Below are 18,692 nucleotides of genomic sequence, written 5' to 3'. Positions count from 1 at the left end.
TTCCCACGGGACCGGCTAGTCCCGGCGGCCGGGCACCGCTCCGTCCGGCACCGCGCCGCCGTCCGGCACCGCGCCCTGCGGCACCGGTTCACGGCCCGCCGCCGCGTCGCCGGCCTGTGCGGTGGCCACCGGCGCCGGCCTCGGACGGGTCAGCAGTCGCAGCCCGGAAAGCAGGATCACGAGCGACAGGACGGCCAGCAGGAGCCGGTGGTCCACAACGACGATGAGGGCCGCGGCCACCCCGATGGACGCCGTCTGCGGGACCGTCACCAGCATCCCCGCCGTGGTGAAGACCCGACCCTGCAGCCGCGAGGGGGTGTGCCGCTGCAACGTGGTGTTCCAGCCGATCGAGAACCAGGTGACCGCGAGCCCGATCCCGATCGCCCCACCCAGCACGACCGGCGTCGCGCCGACGGCCAGGGTGGCGCAGCCGAGCCCCAGCCCGATCAGCGCGCCGCCGATGGCCCGGGCCTCGCCGGCGCGGCGCAGCAGCCACGCGCCGGTGAATCCGGCGATGATGGCGCCGATGCCCTGGACGCTGACGATCACGCCGAAGAACGCCGCCGGCCGGTGCAGCCCGTCCTCGACCACCACGAAGATGATCGGCTCCAGGAAGCCCACGGCACCGAACGCGATGGCGCTCACCACGGTGACCTGGGACAGCAGCGGGACCGACCGGATGTAGCGGAGACCGGCGAGCAGCTCGGTGCCGAACCGGTCCCCGGTGCGTTCCGGTGGCGACTCGACGATGCGCACGGTCGCGAGCGCGGTGATGGCGGCGAGGAAGGTCAGCGCGTCGAACAGCGCCAGCAGACGGCCGCCGAACGCGGCGTAGATGCCGGACCCGACCAGCGGCGCGAGGATCCGCGTGAACCCGAACAGCGTGCCGAACGCCGCGTTGGCCGAGGCCAGGTCCTGGTCGGGCAACAGGTCCTTGAGCAGGGCGTTTCGTCCCGCCATGAGCACCGTGGCGACGCAGCCGTGCACGACGGCGACGCCGTAGATGATCCAGGTGTGCTCGGCGGTGCGCACCAGGAGCAGGGCCAGCACCGCCAGCCCGGCGATCGCGTTCGTGACCATCAGCAGCGGCTTGCGGCGAACCCGGTCGATCTGCCGCCCGGCCAGCGGGGCGAACAGCACCGGCAGGCCCATCGCCAGGAACACGGCACCGGCCGCCGAGTTGCTGCCGGTGAGATCCTTGACCCAGACGCCGAGGGCCAGCAGCAGCGCGGTGTCCCCGAAGCCCGACAGGGCGTCGCCGACGTACAGCCGCCGAAACCGGCCGTCCCTGAATGCGGTCACTCAACTCAGCTCCTCTCGGTGGTTGGCGGCGCGGCCGACGGGTTCCAGTCGCACCTGCAGGTGGCGATAGCCGTGGACCAGGTTGGACCGCAGCGGCACCGGCTCCCCGAGTACGGCCACCGACCCCACGAACTCGGCCAGCGCGAGGAGCAGCGCCCGGAGTTCCAGCCGGGCCAGCGCCGCTCCCAAACAGTGGTGCGGGCCGTAGCCGAAGCCCAGGTGGTTGGCCGGGCGGCCGGGGCGGAACTCGTCGGCGGCCTCGAAGTGCCGCGGGTCGCGGTTGGCCGCCGGCAGCCAGGCCACGACCGCCTCGCCCGTCGACACCCGCTGACCGGGCAGGTCGACGTCCCCGGTGGCGACCCGCAGCACGTGCATCGCGGGTGAGGTCCACCGGATGACCTCCTCGACGACCGGTCCGACGAGGTCCGGATCGGCCCGCAGCCCGTCGAGGGTCCCGGACGCCGTGGCCAGCGCGTGGAAGCAGCCGGCGATCGCGTGCCGTGTCGTCTCGTTGCCGCCGACGAGGACGTTGTCGCAGTTGAGGAGCACCTCGCGCAGGTCGAAGCGACTGTCGCCGGCCAGCGCGCTGATCAGGTCGTCGCCCGGGTTGCGCCGCCGGTCGGCCACCAGGTCGGCGAGGTAGAGAATCATCTCCGAGTGGGCCGCCTCCGGCGGCATCCGGTCGAAGGTGCTGTCCGCGCCGCCGAAGGCGTGGCTGGTCAGCTCGATGAGCATGTCGCGGTCGGCCGCCGGCACGCCCAGGATCCGGCAGACGACGCTCGCCGGGATCACGGGCCCGAGCGAGGCGGCGACGTCGATGCCGCCGGCCGACACGGCGTCCGCGACGAGCCGGCGGACCTCCTGCCGGACGATGTCCTCCAGGGACTCGGCCATCGCCCTCGACAGGAACGGCATGATGACGCTCCGCAGCCGGCTGTGCCGGGGGCCGTCGGCGACCACCAGCATCCCGCCGCCCGCCTTGTCGGGGTGGTCGCGGTCGAACCCGATCATCATCCCGTACTCGGAGGTGAACGGCGCCTTCGGCGCCAGGACCGCCCGGCACCCCGCCAGCGAGAACACCGACCAGAAACCGCCCGGCGACGCGCCGGCCTCGCTCCACAGCACGGCGTCGGCGGCGGCGTACCGGCGCCAGCGGGCGAACCGGCCGGGGCCGAGGTACAGGTCAGGGTCGCCCAGGTCCATCGTCGCTCCCTCTGCGCTCGGTCCGGCCGTCCGCCCGGACCAGGTCGGTGATCTCTCCGGCCAGGTCGGCGAAGGACGGCCGCCGGAACACGGTGACGATCCGCAGGTCGACGCCGAATCGTCGGTGCACGGCGCCGACCAGGTGCAGGGCCTTGATCGAGGTACCCCCCAGCGCGAAGAAGTGGCTGTCCGCGCCGAGGTCGGCGGCTCCCAGCAGGTCTCGCCAGATGTCGGCGAGGCCGGCGGAGACCGGGTCCGTCGGCAGCGCCGCGCCGGGCGCGGGCGGACCGGCGGGCGCGGGCGCACCGGCCGCCGGGGCGGGCGCGTCCGGGTCCGGGTCGCGTTCGAGCGCCGCCAGCAGCGCCGACCGGTCCACCTTGCCGTTGTTCGTCGTCGGCAGCCGCCGCACGCGGTGACACCGCGACGGCACCATGTACGCCGGCAGGTTGGCCCGCAGGAACTCCCGCACCTCGCCCGGGTCGGCCGGGCCCGTCAGCACGGCGACCAGTTCCGTGGGGTCCGCACCGGTGACCGCCAGCACCACGCAGTCGCCCACCCCCGGGCAGTCGCCGAGGACCCGTTCCACCTCGCCGGTCTCGACCCGGAACCCGCTGATCTTGACCTGGTCGTCGCGGCGGCCCAGGAACACGACGTCCCCGTCGGGCAGCAGCCGCACCAGGTCCCCGGTGCGGTAGAGCCGCCGGCCGGGCTCGGCGGCGAACGGGTCCGCGACGAACGCCGCGCAGGTGCGCCGCGCGTCGCCCACGTAGCCGTCGGCCAGCCCTTGGCCGCCGACGTACAGCTCGCCGGTGCCACCCGGCGCGACGGGGGTCAGCCGGTCGTCGAGCACCCGCAGGCAGGTGCCGTCGATGGCACCGCCGATCGGGATGACGCCCCGTTCCAGGTCGGCGGGGACGACCTCGTGCGCGGCGGAGAAGGTGGTGTTCTCCGTCGGCCCGTACGCGTTGACGAGGTGCCGGGGAGCCCCGGCGGCCAGCATCCGCCGCACCTGCTCCAGCGCGTACTGGTCGCCGCCGATGAGTAGCACCCGCAGGCCGGCGAAGGCGTCGGCGACGTGCGTGACTATCGCGTTGAGCAGCGCGTTCGTGGTGAACATGACGCTCACGCCGGTCTCGGCGAGAAACCGCCCCATCCGGTGCGGCGACAGGGCGACCTCGCGGGGCACCACCGCCAGCGTCGCGCCCGCGCACAGCGCGCCCCAGATCTCCAGGGTGGCCGCGTCGAAGGCGATGTTCGACAGGTGTGCGACGACGTCCTGCGGGTGCAGCCGCAGGAAGTTGGAGCGCGGCACCAGCCGCAGGATCGCCTCGTGCGGGATCACCACCCCTTTCGGCGCTCCGGTGGAGCCGGAGGTGTACATGACGTACGCGGGGTGCCGGACCGTCACCGGGACCTGCGGCGGCGGCGCGGGCGGGTCGGTGACCCCGGCCAGCGCGGCGCTCAGCTCGACCGTCGGCACCCCGGCCGGCACGTGCTCCTCGTGGCCCCGCTCGCACAGCGCGAGCCGCACGCCGCTGTCCCGCCCGATCGTCCGGCTGCGGGCCGGCGGCTGGGCCACGTCGACGGGCACGTACGCCGCCCCGGCGCGCAGCACGGCCAGGAACGCGGTCACCGCGTCCGCGCCCCGCTCGGCGGCGACCGCGACCCGCTCCCCCGGTCGTACGCCCGCCTCGACGAGGCGGCGCGCGAGCCCGGAGGCGGCGGCGTCCAGCGCGCCGTAGCTCAGGCTCCGGTCGCCGTGCCGGACCGCGATCGCCTCCGGGTGGGCCCGCGCCCGCAGCGCCACCAGCTCGTGTACCGGCCGGTCGACGGGCTGGCGGGTGTACCCGCCTGCTGCCCGGGGGCCGGGGCGACCCGGGGCCACCGCTGCCGGCACGTCCGATGTCGCCGTCGCCACCGTGATCGGCACGTCCGGGGCCTCGCTGAGCCGGGCGAGGTCCGCCAGCAGCCGGCCGTGCAGCTGCTCGGCCCGGCCCCGGGTGAACAGGTCTCCGGCGGCCTCCAGGGTGGACGTCGCCGAGGTCGCGTCGGTGGTGACGGTCCACAGCAACTCGTACTTGGCGGTGCCGGTCGGCAGGACGTCCCGGACCGCCGTGGCCCCGGCGGGGGCCCAGTGCCAGTTGCGGTTGTCGACGTGCGAGATGCTGACCTGGGTCAGCGGGTGCCCCCCCGGCCCGGTCTCGGGGGTCACCTCCGCCACCAGCTCCTGCAACGGGGTCCGCTGGTGCGCCAGCGCCGCGCTGACCTGCCCGCGCACCTCGACGATGAGCCGCCGGAAGGTGGTGTCGGCGCCGATGCGGACCCGGATCGGCAGGACGTTGACGAACATCCCGACGGTGTGTTCGTCGTCTGCCGTCCGCCCGCCCAGCGGCGCGCCCACCACGACGTCCGGGGCGTGGGCCTCGCCCTCGGGCGCGGCGACCCGGCTGAGGAAGGCCGTGCAGGCGGCGAGCAGCACCATGAACTCGGAGGCCGAGGAGGCCGCCGCCAGGTCGGTCAGGCGGGCCACGAGCGCCGGGTCCAGCGGCGCTGTCACCACCTCGCCGTCCGGACCCACCACGTCGGGCCGGGCCCGGTCGGCCGGCAGCTCCATCCGGCCGCCCAGGCCGGCGAGCTGACCTCGCCAGTGGGCCAGCGACGCCGCCTCGTCGGGGCGGCCGGCCAGTCCCCGGCGGCGCAGCGGCGGCAGGTCCCGGTCCAGGCCGACGTGCCCGCCGTACGACTGCTGGAGCTGGCGGTCGAGCAGGTCCAGCGAGTGCTGGTCGGCGATCAGATGGTGCAGGGTGAGCAGCAGGACCGCGCGGTCACCGGGCTCGATGACCAGGCAGGCCCTCGCCAGCGGCGGCACGTCGACGGGCACCGGGCGGCGCGCCTCCGCGTCGACGTACCGCCGGGCCTCGGCGGCGGCCCGCGCGGGTTCCTCCCCGGACAGGTCCACGACCGACCACGGCAGCGTGGCGGCCGTCCGGACCAGCCGCCGGCCGTCCGCCGTGAAGCAGGTCCGCAGCGCCTCGTGCCGGTCCACGAGGTCCTGCAACGCGGCGTGCAGGGCCTCGGCGGCGACCTCGCCGCCGCTGAACCGGTACCGCACCGGCACGCAGTACAGCGGCGAGCGCGGATGCAGCCGGTCCAGGAACAGCAGGCGCTCCTCGGTCGGCGACATCGGAGTCTCCCGCACCGACGGCGCGTGCCGGGCGAGGTGCGCGACCACGTCGACCGGCCGCCGACAGGTGAACAGCAGGTCCAGGTCGACCGGGATGCCGATGCGCCGACGCAGTTCGAGGGCCACCTCCACGGCCTGCAGGGACTGCCCGCCGAGGTCGAAGAAGTCGGCGTCCGGGTCGACCTCCGCCCGCCGGAGCACCTGGCGGAAGGCGGCGCGGACGATGTCCTCGTACGGCGGGGCGCCGGCCGCCGCCCGCTCGTTGTCGACACTCACGCGGTCCTCCCCGCGTCGGCACGGCGGACCAGGTGGTCGTCGATGACGAGGGCGTCCAGGGTGGACCGGGCGAACGTGGCAACCGCCTCGGCGGGGGTCCGGACGATGGGCTGGCCCCGCAGGTTGAACGACGTGTTGACCAGCACCGGCAGCCCGGTCCGCCGGCCCATCTCCCGCAGCAGCCCCCAGAACAGCGGCGCGGACTCGCGCTGCACCACCTGCACCCGGGCCGACCCGTCGACGTGGGTCACGGCGGGCAGCCGGTCCCGGTAGGGCGCCCGCACGGCGGTGACCATCAGCATGTGGCGGAACGCCGCCTCCGCCCCCGGCGGGATGTCGAAGTACGTGGCGGCGTCCTCCACCGGCACCGCCGGGGCGAAGGGGCGGAACTCCTCGCGCTGCTTGACCACCGTGTTGAGGTGGGCGCGCATCGTCGGCGAGCGCGGGTCGGCGAGGATGCTGCGGTTGCCCAGGGCGCGCGGGCCGAACTCCATCCGGCCCTGGAACAGCGCCACCGTGGCACCGCCCTCGATCAGCCCGACGGTCTCGCGGACCAGGTCCGCCTCGGCGTACCGGTGCGCCGCGAAGCCCGGGCCGAGGTCCCGCAGCGCCGCCGAGACGTCGGCGGCGGCGAATCCGTCGCCCCAGTACGGCATCCGCATGCCGGTCGGGGGTGCCGGCCGCGCCTCGCGCAGCGCGAACAGGGCCGCCCCCAGCGCGCTGCCGTCGTCACCGGCGGCGGGCTGGACGAACACCTCGTCGAAGAGGCCGCTGCGCAGGATCACCCCGTTCGCGGAGCAGTTGAGCGCGACGCCGCCGGCCAGGCACAGCCGGCGCAGCCCGGTGCGGCGCCGGTACTCGTGCAGGACGTGCAGCAGCGTCCGTTCCAGCGCGTCCTGCAGGGCGGCGGCCACGTCCATGTGGTGCTGCGTCAGCTCCGCGTCCGGCGCGCGCGCCGGCCCGAGCCTCTCCTCCAGCCGGCGCAGCACGCCCTGGTGCGTCTCGCGTTCCATCGGGGACTTGTTCGCCGACAGCAGCGGGACGGCGAACCCACCGTCGGGGTCCAGCCGCACGAACTCGTCGAACGGGGCCCGGTAGCGCTGCCGGACGCCGTACGGCGCCAGGCCCATCACCTTGTACTCGTCCATGCCGGGCTGGAAGCCCAGGTAGTGCGTGAAGACGCTGTAAAGGATCCCCAGCGAACTCATGATCGGGTAGCTGCCGCACGGGTCGAGCGAGGCGCCCCGCCCCTCGAACACCGACAGCGACTCCTGCTCGCCCATGCCGTCGGCCACGACCACCAGCGCCTCGTCGAAGCCGCTGAGGTAGTAGCTGCTGGCGGCGTGGGCCACGTGGTGACGGACGTGCGTGAACCGGGGCTCGCCGACGGCGGCCGGGTAGTGGGCGCGGAAGACCTCCCGCTGGATCCGAGACGCGTACACCTCCTGGTACCACCGGGTCGAGAGGTGGTCGAGCTGCCAGACGGTGGAGGGTTCGTACCGGAAGCCGTGCGCGACGACCTCGACGTCCCGCATCGTCGCCCCGGCCGCCCGCAGGCAGGCGTCGATCGCGTCCCGGGGGAAGCGGCCGGTGCCCTTCTCGCCGTCGTAGCGTTCCTGCGCGGCGGCGGCGAGCACCCCGGTCTCGTCGACCAGCGCCGCCGCGGAGTCCAGGCCTTGGACGATCCGTTGTTCCCGCCGCCACCCGTCGCCGAGTATCGCGCGCTTGAGCGCCGTGCCGCGGTCGAGGCCGCTGAATCCCAGCGTCAGCATTGTCATCAACCTTCGTTCGCAGGGGTGGGGGGGCCGACAGGCGGGCCGTGGTCGGCGGGCGCTCGTGGTCGGCGGCGGCCGACAGGCGGTTGGGGTCAGTCGGCCGCCGGCACCGGCTCGGGCAGGTGCGCGGCCAGTTGGGCGGGGGTGGGATGCAGCATCAGTTCCAGGACCTCCAGCTCGACGCCCAGCGCCGCCTCGACGCCGTGCACCAGCCGCATCGCGGTCAACGAGTCCCCGCCCAGGTCGAAGAAGTCGTCGTCGACCCCGGCGGGCACGCCGAGCACCTCGCTGAACAGCTCGCACAGCCGCGCCTGCCAGACGCCGGCCGGCCCGCGACCGGATTCGCCGGCCGGCGGCGGCGGCGCGGGCAGGGCCGAGCGGTCGAGCTTGCCGTTCGGCGCCAGCGGCAGCGCGGCGAGTTCGACGAACGCCGCCGGCACCAGGTACGCCGGCAGGCTCGCGGCCAGCTCGTCGCGCAGCCGGGCCGGGTCGAACGGTGTCGTCGGCGTCGGCACCACGTAGCCGACGACGCGCCGGATGCCCGGTACGTCCTCCCGGACCGCCGTCGCCGCCGCGGCCACGCCCGCGCAGCGGGCCAACGCCACGTCGATCTCGCCCAGTTCGACGCGGAAGCCCCGCACCTTGACCTGCTGGTCGTCGCGCCCGTGGAACACCACCTGGCCGGCGGGGTCCCAGGCCGCCCGGTCACCGGTGCGGTACATCCGGTCCCCGGGGGCACCGAAGGGGTCGGCCAGGAACCGCTCGGCGGTCAGGGCGGGCCGGCGCAGGTAGCCCCGGGCCAGGCCGGCGCCGGCCAGGTAGAGGTCGCCCACCACGCCCGGCGGGACCGGTCGCAGGCAGCCGTCCAGGACGTGCACCCGGGTGTTCCAGATAGGCCGGCCGATCGGCACGGACGCCGGCCGGGCGCCGGCCGGCACGGGCCAGTGGGTGACGTCCACGGACGCCTCGGTGGGCCCGTACAGGTTGTGCAGTTCCGCCCCGCAGGCGGCGTGGAAGCGGTGGGCCAGTTCCGGGTCCAGCGCCTCGCCGCTGCAGATGACCCGGCGCAGGCCGGCGCAGTACGCGGCGACCGGCTCGGCCAGGAAGGCGGCGAGGACGGACGGCACGAAGTGGGCGGTCGTGACCCGGTGCCGGGCGATCAGCCGGGCCAGTCGCGTCGGGTCACGCTGCTCCTCCGCGCCGGCGACGACGACCGCCGCACCGGTCGACAGCGGCCAGAACATCTCCCACACGGACACGTCGAAGCTGAGGCTCGTCTTGTGCACGACCCGGTCTGCGGCGGTCAGCCCGTACCGGTCCTGCATCCACAGCAGCCGGTTGACGATGCCGGCGTGCGGGACGACGACGCCCTTGGGCCGGCCGGTCGAGCCGGACGTGTAGATGACGTAGGCGGGATGCTCGGCGCGCAGCGGCCCGGGCCGCTGCCGGTCGGTGGGGCCGGTCGCCGGTTGCCGGTCGAGCAGGTCCGCGACGGCCGGGTCGTCGACCGCGAGGCAGCGGTCGGCGGGGCAGCCGTCCGCGACCAGTTGCCCAGCGGTTTCCCGGGTCGCGACGACGCAGACCGCCGCGCTGTCGCGGACCATCAGCGCCCGGCGCGCGGGCGGATAGTCCGGGTCGATCGGCAGGTACGCGGCGCCCGCCTTGAGCGCGGCGAGGATCGCCACCAGGCTGGACGTGGAGCGGGGCAGCCCGACGGCCACCACCCGCTCCGGGCCGGCGCCGCGACCGATCAGCAGATGGGCCAGCCGGTTGGCGGCGGCGTCGAGGTCGGCGTAGCTCAGCTCGTCGTCGCCGAAGCGGACGGCGACCGCGTCGGGGGTGCGCCGCGCCTGCGCCTCGAACAGGTCGGTCAGGGTGACCCGGGCGACCGGGCGGGCCGTGTCGTTGGCGTCGGCGAGCAGGCGCAGCTCCGCCCCGGTGAGCGGCGACAGCCGGGCCACCGGGGTGCCCGGATCGGCGACGACCGCCCGCAGCAGCGCCCGCAACCGCTCCAGCACCGCCGCCGCGGTCGCCGGGTCGATGAGGTCCGGCTGGTGGCTGAGGCGTACGCGCATCCGGGCGCCGGGCAGCACGACGACGGCCAGCGGGTAGTGGGTGGCGTCGCGGCCCTCGACGGCGGTTATCCGGGCCTCGCCCACGGCCGGGGTGCCGTCGAGCGCGACCGGGTAGTTCTCGAACACGTACAGCGTGTCGAAGAGGGTGCCGTGGCCGCCCGCGAGCCGCTGCACCGCGCCCAGCCCGAGGTACTGGTGCGGCACCAGGGCCGACTGCTCGTCCTGGAGCCGGGTGAGCAGGTCGCCGAACGCCTCCCCCGGGGAGGTACGCACCCGCACCGGCAGCGTGTTGAGGAACAGCCCCACCATCTGCTCGGCGCCGGGCAGGTCCGGCGGGCGTCCCGCCACCGGCATGCCGAACAGCACGTCGTCCCGCGCGGTGAGGTAGCCGAGCAGCACGCCCCAGGCGCCCTGGAACACCGTGTTCACGGTCACGCCGCGATCCCGCGCGAGGGCGGTCAGGGCCGCCGTCAGCTCCTCGTCCAACTCGACGTCGAGGTCGCGCGGCAGCGACGTCGGGTGCGCGGCACCCGGCCCCGCCAGCAGGGTCGACTCGGCCAGCCCGGCCAGCGCCCCCCGCCACGCCGCCTCGGCGGCCGGCCGGTCCTGCCGGGCCACCCACGACAGGTAGGTCCGGAACGGCACCGGCGGCTGCGGCGCGGCGGCCCCCCGGTGGTGCTCGTACAGCGCGATGAGGTCGCGCACCACCAGCGACAGCGACCAGCCGTCGAGCAGGATGTGGTGGTGGGTGAAGTCGAGGCGGTACCGCTCGGCGCCGAGCCGGATCAGGCAGAACCGCAGCAGCGGCGGCCGGGCCGGGTCGAACCGCCGCCGGCGTTCGGCGTCGGCGATCCGGGCGGCCTCGGCGTCCCCCTCCGCCCCGGGCAGCGCCGACAGGTCGATCTCCTGCCACGGCAGCTCCACGCCGTCGCCGATCACCTGCACCGGGGGGCCGGCGAGCCGCTGCCGGAACGCCGCGCCCAGGTGGGGGTGCCGCGAGAGCAGGGCCTGGGCCGCCCGGCGCAGCGCCGCCGGGTCCAGCCGGCCGGTCAGCTCCAGCGTCAACTGGGCGGTGTAGACGTCCGCGCCGGCCCCCGCGTACGTGGCGTGGTAGAGGATGCCCTCCTGCAGCGGCGCCAGCGGCAGCAGGTCCGTCAGGCGGGGGTGCTCGGCCCCGATCGCGTCGAGTTCCTCCTGACCGACCGTGACCAGCGGGAAGTCCGAGGGGATCCGGCCCGCCGCCGGGGTCGCGGTGCTGTCCGCCAGCACCCGCAGCGCGCGCAGCCACCCGTCGGCCAGCTCGCGGACCCGGGCCTCGGGCACGGCGTCACCGGCCCAGGTCCAGGTGGCCCGAAGCTGCGGCCCGTCGGCGAGGTCCACGGTGACGGCGTTCAGCGACACGGTGTGCGGCAGCGGCATGTCCGCGTCGACGTCGCCACCGAGGGCGTCCTGCGCGACGGGCGTCCAGTCGGCCTCCGCCGCGCCGCCGCCGAGCCGGCCCAGGTAGTTGAAGCCGAGCTGCGGGCGGCCCAGCCGGGCGAGTTCGGGTGCGGTGCCCAGGTTCAGGTACCGCAGCAGCCCGTACCCGATGCCGTTGTCGGGCACCGCCCTGAGCTGCTCCTTGACCCGCTTCACGACGGTGCCGACGGCGGGCCCGGCCGCCCACACGTCCGCCCAGTCCACGCCCGCCGGGTCCAGACGCAGCGGGAACAGGCTGGTGAACCAGCCGACGGTACGGGAGACGTCGACGTGCTCGGCCAGCGGCTCGCGGCCGTGGCTCTCGACGTCGACCAGCAGCCCGCCGGGCCGGGCCGACGCGACCGCGATGGTCAGCGCGGCCAGCAGCAGCTCGTCGACGCCGGCGTGGAACGCGTCCGGCACGCGGCGCAGCAGCGCCGCCGACAGCTCCACCGGGACGGTCTGGGCCAGGGACCGGGCGGTACGGGCGGTGTCCCGGGTCGGGTCCGGCGCGCGAGTGCCGATGGGCGGCGGGGGCGCCGCCAGCATCCCGCGCCACAGGTCCAGCTCGGCGATGCGGGACGGTCGTGCCGCCTCCTCGGCGAGCAACGCCGACCACCGCCGGTACGACGTGGTGACCGGCGCCAGCTCGGGCCGCCCGCCGGCGGACACGGTCGCCCACGCGGCGGCCAGGTCCGGCAGCAGGATCCGCCAGGAGGTCGCGTCGACGGCGAGGTGGTGGGCGGCCAGCAGCAGCCGGCCCCGGTGCCGGGGACCGGCGTCGAACCAGACGGCCTGGAGCATGACCCGCGCCTGCGGCGCGAGCCGGGCCTGCGCCGCCGCCGCGTGCTCGGCCACGATCCGGCGCAGGGCCGGCTCCGGCTCGTCCGGGTCGACGGGCACCCGGACCAGGACCGAGGCTGCCGGCACGGTGCCCGGCGCCGCCACGTCGAGCCGCCAGGGGCCGTCGGGGCAGGACGGCCGGTCCAGCCGCATCCGCAGCGTGTCGTGCCGGTCGAGCACCGCCTGCAGGACGGCGGCAAGGGCCGCCTCGGCGAGGCCGGCCGGCACGCGCACCACCATGGACTGGTAGTAGCCGTCCACCGGTCCGCCGGCCGCCCGCAGCCACTCCATGATCGGCGTCGGGTCCAGTTCACCCAGCCCGTCGTCGGCGCGGGCGGTGGCAGCGTCGCGGGCCCGGTCGGCGGCCAGTTCGGCGACGGCGGCCAGCCGCGCGACGGTCGGGTGCGCGACGACGTCCCGGGGCCGGATGGCCAGCCCCGCGCTCTGCGCCCGGCTCACCAGCTGGATCGACGAGATGCTGTCGCCGCCGAGGCCGAAGAAGCTGTCCCCCACGCCGACGTCGGGCACTCCCAGCACGTCGGCGAACAGCTCGCACAGCAGCTTCTCGGCGGCGGTGCCCGGCAGGTCGTCGCCGGTGGCGGGCTCCTGGCCGGGCGCGGGCAGGGCCAGCCGGTCTACCTTGCCGCTGCGGGTCAGCGGCATGACGGCCAGCGGCACGAGGACGTTCGGCACCATGAACTCGGGCAGGTGGGCGGCGACGAAGGCGCGCACGGCGGCCGGGTCCGGTGCGGGGCCGCCCGGCACGCCCACCAGGTACGCGACCAACTGCCGGCCGCCCGCTCCCACCTCGCGGACGACCACCGCCGCCTGGGCGACCGCGTCGTGCCGGGTCAGCACCGCCTCCACCTCGCCCGGCTCGATCCGGTGACCCCGGACCTTCACCTGGTCGTCCACCCGGCCGACGAACTCCAGTTCCCCGTCGGGACGCCAGCGCACCAGGTCGCCGGTGCGGTACAGCCGCTCGCCCGGCCCCGAGTACGGGTCGGCCACGAACCGGGTCGCGGTCAGCCCCGGCCGGCGCAGGTAGCCCCGGGCCAGTGCCCGCCCGGACACGTACAGCTCACCGGCCACGCCGGCGGGGACCAGCCGCAGGTTGTCGTCGAGGACGTACACGTGGCAGTTGCGGACCGGGCGGCCGATGGGCACGGTTGCCCCGGCGTCGACGCGGTCGGCCCGGAGGTCGGCGCTGATGGTGGCGCACACCGTCGTCTCCGTCGGGCCGTAGGCGTTGACCATGCGGCGTCCCGGCGCCCAGCGCGCCACCAGTTCGGCGGGGCAGGCCTCGCCCGCCAGCACCAGGGACCGCAGGGTCGGCAGCGGCTGTACGGCCAACTGCGTGAGCGCCGCCGGGGGCAGCGTCGCGTGGGTGACCCCGTGCGCCCGGACGAACTCGGCGAGCGGCTCGCCGACGAGCAGCCGCTCGGTCGGCACCACCAGGGCGGCTCCCGAGGTCAGCGCCATGCACAGTTCCCAGAACGAGGCGTCGAAGCTGGGCGAGGCGAACTGCAGGACCCGCGCCCGGCCGTCCACCCCGAGGTGGACGGCCTGGGTGGCGGCGAGGCTGCTGACGCCCCGGTGGGTGACGACGACGCCCTTCGGCCGCCCGGTGGACCCGGACGTGAAGATCACGTAGGCGGGGTGGGCCGGGAGCAGGGGGGTGAGGCGGTCCCGGTCGGTGGGGTCGCGGTCCGGGCGTCCCGACAGCTCCGCCACCACCGCTGGGTCGTCGAGGTCGAGGCGGGGCAGCCCGGCGGCCACGGCGACGGCACGGGCCACCGGCGCGGCGTCCGCCCCGGCGAACACCACGCAGGCCGGCGCGGCGTCGGCCATCATCTGCTCGACGCGCGGGCGCGGGTACTCCGGGTCGACCGGCAGGTACCCGGCGCCCGCCTTGGTCACGGCGAGGATCGCGGTCACCAGGTCCACGCCGCGCGGCAGGGCTAGCGCGACGAGCCGCTCCGGGCCGATCCCGGAGTCGATGAGCGCGTGGGCGAGCCGGTTCGCCCGCGCGTTCAGCGCGCCGTACGTCAGCCTGCGCGCGCCGCAACGGACCGCGACCGCGTCGGGCGTGCGGGCGGCCCAGGCCTCGACCAGGTCCGGCAGGGTCGCGGCCGGCACCGGCGCGGGGTTGCGGCCCTGGGTCGACAACCGGTGCCGCTCCTCGACGCCGAGCAGGTCGAGCCGCCCGGTCCGCACCGCCGTCACGGCGGGCAGTTCCGTCAGCAGCCGGGTGAACCGCCGCAGCAGGCCCCGGGCGAACCCCACCGGGAACAGGTCCGGACGGTACGACAGCAACAGCCGCAGCCGGGAACCGGCCGCCGCGTTCAGGCTCAGCGGGTAGTGGGCGGCGTCGGCCGCGCTCGCCTCGACCCGCAGGGGCCCGCAGCGCAGCCCGCCGGACTCCGGGAAGTTCTCGAACGCGACGCAGGTGTCGAACAGCTCGCCGGTCCCGGCCACCCTCTGGATGTCCGCGAGGCCCAGGTGGTGGTGTTCGATCAGGTGCGCCTGTTCCTGCTGGACGCGCTCCAGCAGCGCCGACAGCGGTTCGTCGCGGCGCAGCCGGACCCGCACCGGCACGACGTTCATCAGCAGGCCGATCATGCTCTCGGCACCCCTCAGCTCGGGGGGCCGGCCCGACACGGCCGCGCCGAACGTGACGTCGTCGCGCCCGGTGAGCTGGCCGACGAGCAGGGCCCACGCCACCTGGACGAGGGTGTTGACGGTGAGGTCGTGCCGTCTGGCGAACGCGACCAGGTCCGCCGTGGCCGCCGGGCCGAGCTCGGCCGGCAGGCTGCCCGGCCAGACCGGGGCACGGGTGGGGTCGGCGGGGGCGACGTGGGTCGGCCCGTCCAGGTCCGCCAGCGCCGCCCGCCAGGCGTCCTCCGCGCGCGGCCGGTCCTGCGCGGCGAGCCAGGCGAGGAAGTCCCGGTACGGCACCGGCGGCGGCAGCGACGACCCGTCGCCGTCGCCGCGCTGGTACAGCTCGCACAGCTCCCGGACCAGCAGGGACGTGGACCAGCCGTCGAGCAGGATGTGGTGGTACGTGATGACCAGCCGGTGCCGGTGGCCGTCGACCCGGATCAGCCGGAACAGGATCAGCGGGGCCCGGCGCAGGTCGAACCGCCGGCCCTGGTCCAGCTCGGTGTGCCGGGCGAGGGCGATGTCGGGGTCCTCCCCCGGCTCGGCCGCCACCTCGGTCCAGGACAGTTCCGGCCGGCGGCCGATCACCTGGACCGGGGCGCCCGAGCGGCGTTCCCGGAAGCTCGCCCGCAGGTTGGGGTACCGGCGCAGCAGCCCGCCCGCCGCCGCCCGCAGCGCGGCGACGTCCAGCGGGCCGTGCAGGTCCAGGATGAGCTGCGCGGTCTGCACCTCCGGGCCCGCCGTCTGGTGCCACGAGTGGAACATCATCCCGGCCTGCAACGGTGCCAGCGGCAGAATGTCCTCGATGCTCGACGCCGTCATGACACCACTCCCGGTTCCGCCGCCATTTCCTGCTCAAGGTCGTCGATCTCGTCCTGGGTCAGCGAGACGAGGGTCAGGTCCGACGGCGTGTGACCGCCGGCGGACGGTGTCGTCGAGCTGGCCACGACGGCCTCCAGGGCGGCGTGCCAGTCGTCCGCCAGGTCGGCCACGTCGGTGTCGGCCAGCAGCTCCGCCGGCCACGACCAGGTGGTACGCAGCTCCGGACCGGCCGGACCGTCGACGGTGACGGCGGCGATCTCCAGGGCGTGCGGCACGGGGTGGCGCGGGTCGGCCCCGCCCCGCAGCACGAGGCCCTCCTCGGCCGGCCCCCAGTCGTCCGGCTCGGCGGCGGGAAACCGGCCGAGGTAGTTGAAGGCCACCTGGGGAGCCGGCATCCGGGCCAGCACGGGACGGGTCCGGGGGTTGAGGTACCGCAGCACCCCGTACCCGCCGGTGGGCGGCAGGGCGTGGAGCTGTTCCTTGATCCGTTTGACGGCCGCGCTGACCGCCGGGCCACCGGATCGCGCCTGCGCCCCGTCGACCGGGCCCGGGTCGAGCCGGACGGGGTGGAGGCGGGTGAACCAGCCGACGGTGCGGGACAGGTCGGCGTCCGGCACGAGCCCGTCGCGGCCGTGCCCCTCCAGGTTGACCAGCACGCCGTCCCGGCCGCCGCGCCCCCGCCGGGCCAGCCAGGGCGGCATCGCCAGGGCGAGCGCGGTCAGCAGGATCTCGTTCACTCCGGTGCGGTACGCGGCGGGGGCGGTGGTGAGCGCGGCGGAGGTGCAGGCCGGCGACGCGCTCCGGGAGACGCTGCGGATCCGCTCGAAGACGTCGACGCGACGGTCGAGGGGCCGACTGCCGAGCGTCGGCTCCGGCCGGTCCAGCAGCCGCGTCCACCCGGCCGGTTCGTCGTCGTGCGTCGGCTCGTCGGCGAGCGCCGCGACCTGCCGCGCCCAGCCCCGCAGCGACGTGCCCGCCGGCTCCAGCGTGGGCCGCTGCCCGACGCCGATCGCGGCGCAGGCCGCGCGGAGGTCGGACAGCAGGATCCGCCACGAGACCCCGTCGACGGCGAAGTGGTGCACGACCAGCAGCAGCCGGTTCCCGATGTCCGGGCCGGCCGCGAACCAGACGGCCTGCACGAGTTCACCGTCGGCCGGGCGCAACCGGTCGCGGGCGGCCTGCGCCTGCGCCGCGATGAGCGCCGGTCGGTCCGTCGCGTCGGCATCCGTCAGGTCGACACTGCGCAGGCAGTCCTCGGCGCGCACCGCCCCGGCAGGCGGGATCTCCAGCTCCCACGGCCCGTCCCCGGGCCCGGTCCGGGCCCGCATCCGCAGCGCGGGATGATGGTCGAGCAGCGCCTGCAACGCCTCCCGGACCTGGTCGACGGTCTGCCCGGGGGGCACCCGGACCAGCATCGACTGGCTGAACGCGTCCAGCGGGCCGCCGAGTTCCTCCCGGGCCCAGGCCAGGATCGGTGTCATCGGCACCGCGCCGACCCCGCTGTCCGACCGGTCGGCTCCCGTGCCGTCCACCACGGTCGCCACCGCGGCCAGGGCACGCACGGTGCGCTGCTGGTAGACGTCCTTCGGCTTGATGCGCAGGCCGGCGCGGCGCGCCCGGCTGACCAGCTGGATGGACATGATGCTGTCGCCGCCGAGGCCGAAGAAGCTGCCGTCGATGCCGAGTTCGGGCACTCCGAGCAGCTCACTGAACAGCTCGCACAGGATGCGCTCCGCCGGCGTACGGGGGGCCGGGCCGGTGAGCGACCCGTCGAGTTCGGGCTCCGGCAGTGCCGACCGGTCGACCTTCCCGGTGGGCGTCAGCGGCAGCGAGTCGAGCACCACGAGCCGTGCCGGCAGCATGTGCTCCGGAAGCTGGTGACGCAGCCACTCGCGTACCTCCACCGCCGCGAGAGTGGCGGCGCCCGCGGGCGTGACGTACCCGACGAGCCCGGCACGCCCCGACTCGTCGGCGCGCGTCGCCACGACGGCGGCGGCGACCGCCGGGTGCCGGGCGAGCGTGGCCTCGATCTCCCCGGGCTCGACCCGGAAGCCGCGAATGTTGACCATGTCGTCGACCCGGCCGACGTACTCCAGGTCGCCGTCGGGGCGCAGCCGCACCCGGTCGCCGGTGCGGTACAGCCGCCCGCCGGGCCGGGTGCCGCACGGGTCGGCGACGAACCTCTCCGCCGTGAGTCCCGGCCGTCCGACGTACCCGCGCGCCAGCCGCGCGCCACCGACGTAGAGCTCGCCGACCGCGCCGACCGGCACGGGTACGAGCATCGGGTCGAGGACGTGGGCCGTCAGCCCGGCCACCTCGCGGCCGATCCGGCTGAGGCCGTCGCCGACGTCGTCGGGGCCGAGGGTACGGGCGGTCACGTGCACGGTGGTCTCGGTGATCCCGTACATGTTCACCAGGCGCGGCCGGTCCCAGCCGTGCCGTTCGGCCCACCGGCGCACCGCCGCGTGTTCCAGCGCCTCGCCGCCGAAGATCACCCAGCGCAGCGCGTGCGGCTGGTCCGCCCGGGCGTCCAGGTCCTCGAACTGGGCGAAGGAGGAGGGGGTCTGGTTGAGCACGGTCACCCCGGCCCCGGTCACGAGGCGGTGGAAGTCCTCGGGGTTGCGGGAGACCCAGTAGGGCACCACGACCAGCCGGCCGCCGGTGCTCAGCGCGCCCCACATCTCCCACACGGAGAAGTCGAACGACGCGCTGTGGAACATCGACCAGACGTCGTCGGGTCCGGCCCGCAGGAAGTCCTCGCCCCAGTGCAGCAGCCGGGTGACGGCGGAGTGCGGGACGGTGACGCCCTTGGGTCGGCCGGTGGAACCCGACGTGTAGATCACATACGCCGCACTGTCACCCGTCACCCCCACCGGCACAGGCACCGGAACAGGCACAGGAACAGGCACCGGAACGGCCGGGACCACACCCTCCGCACCAACCTCCACCACCCGCCACCGACCCACCGGCAACCGCCCCGCCGAACCCAACCCCCCCAACACCACCGACACACCAGAATCCACCAACATCAACGACAACCGCTCCGCCGGATAACCAAGATCCAACGGCACATACGCCGCCCCCGCCTTCAAC

General features: G+C 75.4%; 6 protein-coding genes. All 6 read right to left on the bottom strand.

Going from position 1 to position 18,692, the window contains the following annotated elements; translation table 11 throughout:
• Positions 1-15: 15 nt before the first annotated feature.
• The 6 genes from ABT023_RS14515 to ABT023_RS14490 all read right to left on the bottom strand — a co-directional run bounded on the left by ABT023_RS14515 (position 16) and on the right by ABT023_RS14490 (position 18,691).
• The gene (locus ABT023_RS14515) at positions 16-1,302 is read right to left on the bottom strand and encodes an MFS transporter (protein WP_350885424.1); all 1,287 of its coding nucleotides are present in this window, start codon (positions 1,300-1,302) and stop codon (positions 16-18) included.
• Positions 1,303-2,505 carry a cytochrome P450 gene (locus ABT023_RS14510; protein WP_350885422.1) on the bottom strand — a complete coding sequence of 401 codons (1,203 nt, stop codon included), beginning with the start codon at positions 2,503-2,505 and terminating at the stop codon, positions 1,303-1,305. It abuts the gene before it with no gap.
• Positions 2,486-5,965, bottom strand: coding sequence for a non-ribosomal peptide synthetase (locus tag ABT023_RS14505; RefSeq protein WP_350885420.1), 3,480 nt, complete (start codon positions 5,963-5,965; stop codon positions 2,486-2,488). The genes ABT023_RS14510 and ABT023_RS14505 overlap by 20 nt, the downstream gene beginning before the upstream one ends.
• A complete protein-coding gene (locus ABT023_RS14500; RefSeq protein WP_350885418.1) occupies positions 5,962-7,737 on the bottom strand; it encodes a carbamoyltransferase family protein in 1,776 nt (591 codons plus the stop codon). The genes ABT023_RS14505 and ABT023_RS14500 overlap by 4 nt, the downstream gene beginning before the upstream one ends.
• 95 nt (positions 7,738-7,832) lie before the next feature.
• Positions 7,833-15,599, bottom strand: coding sequence for a non-ribosomal peptide synthetase (locus ABT023_RS14495; RefSeq protein WP_350885416.1), 7,767 nt, complete (start codon positions 15,597-15,599; stop codon positions 7,833-7,835).
• Entirely contained in the window at positions 15,596-18,691 is a 3,096-nt protein-coding gene (locus ABT023_RS14490) for a non-ribosomal peptide synthetase (RefSeq protein WP_350885414.1), read from the bottom strand. The genes ABT023_RS14495 and ABT023_RS14490 overlap by 4 nt, the downstream gene beginning before the upstream one ends.
• Position 18,692 lies beyond the last annotated feature (1 nt).

This window comes from Micromonospora sp. NPDC002296 (genome assembly GCF_040296145.1).
In the GTDB taxonomy this organism is placed as follows: Bacteria; Actinomycetota; Actinomycetes; order Mycobacteriales; family Micromonosporaceae; genus Micromonospora.
The sequence above is the reverse complement of the archived record's forward strand: the minus strand, read 5'-3'. Positions and strand labels throughout refer to the sequence as shown.

Excerpts from the sequence above, each read along its gene's own strand:
- ABT023_RS14510 (WP_350885422.1), bottom strand. The coding sequence starts at position 2,505 with ATGGACCTGGGCGACCCTGACCTGTACCTCGGCCCCGGCCGGTTCGCC.
- ABT023_RS14495 (WP_350885416.1), bottom strand. The coding sequence starts at position 15,599 with ATGACGGCGTCGAGCATCGAGGACATTCTGCCGCTGGCACCGTTGCAG.
- ABT023_RS14500 (WP_350885418.1), bottom strand. The coding sequence starts at position 7,737 with ATGCTGACGCTGGGATTCAGCGGCCTCGACCGCGGCACGGCGCTCAAG.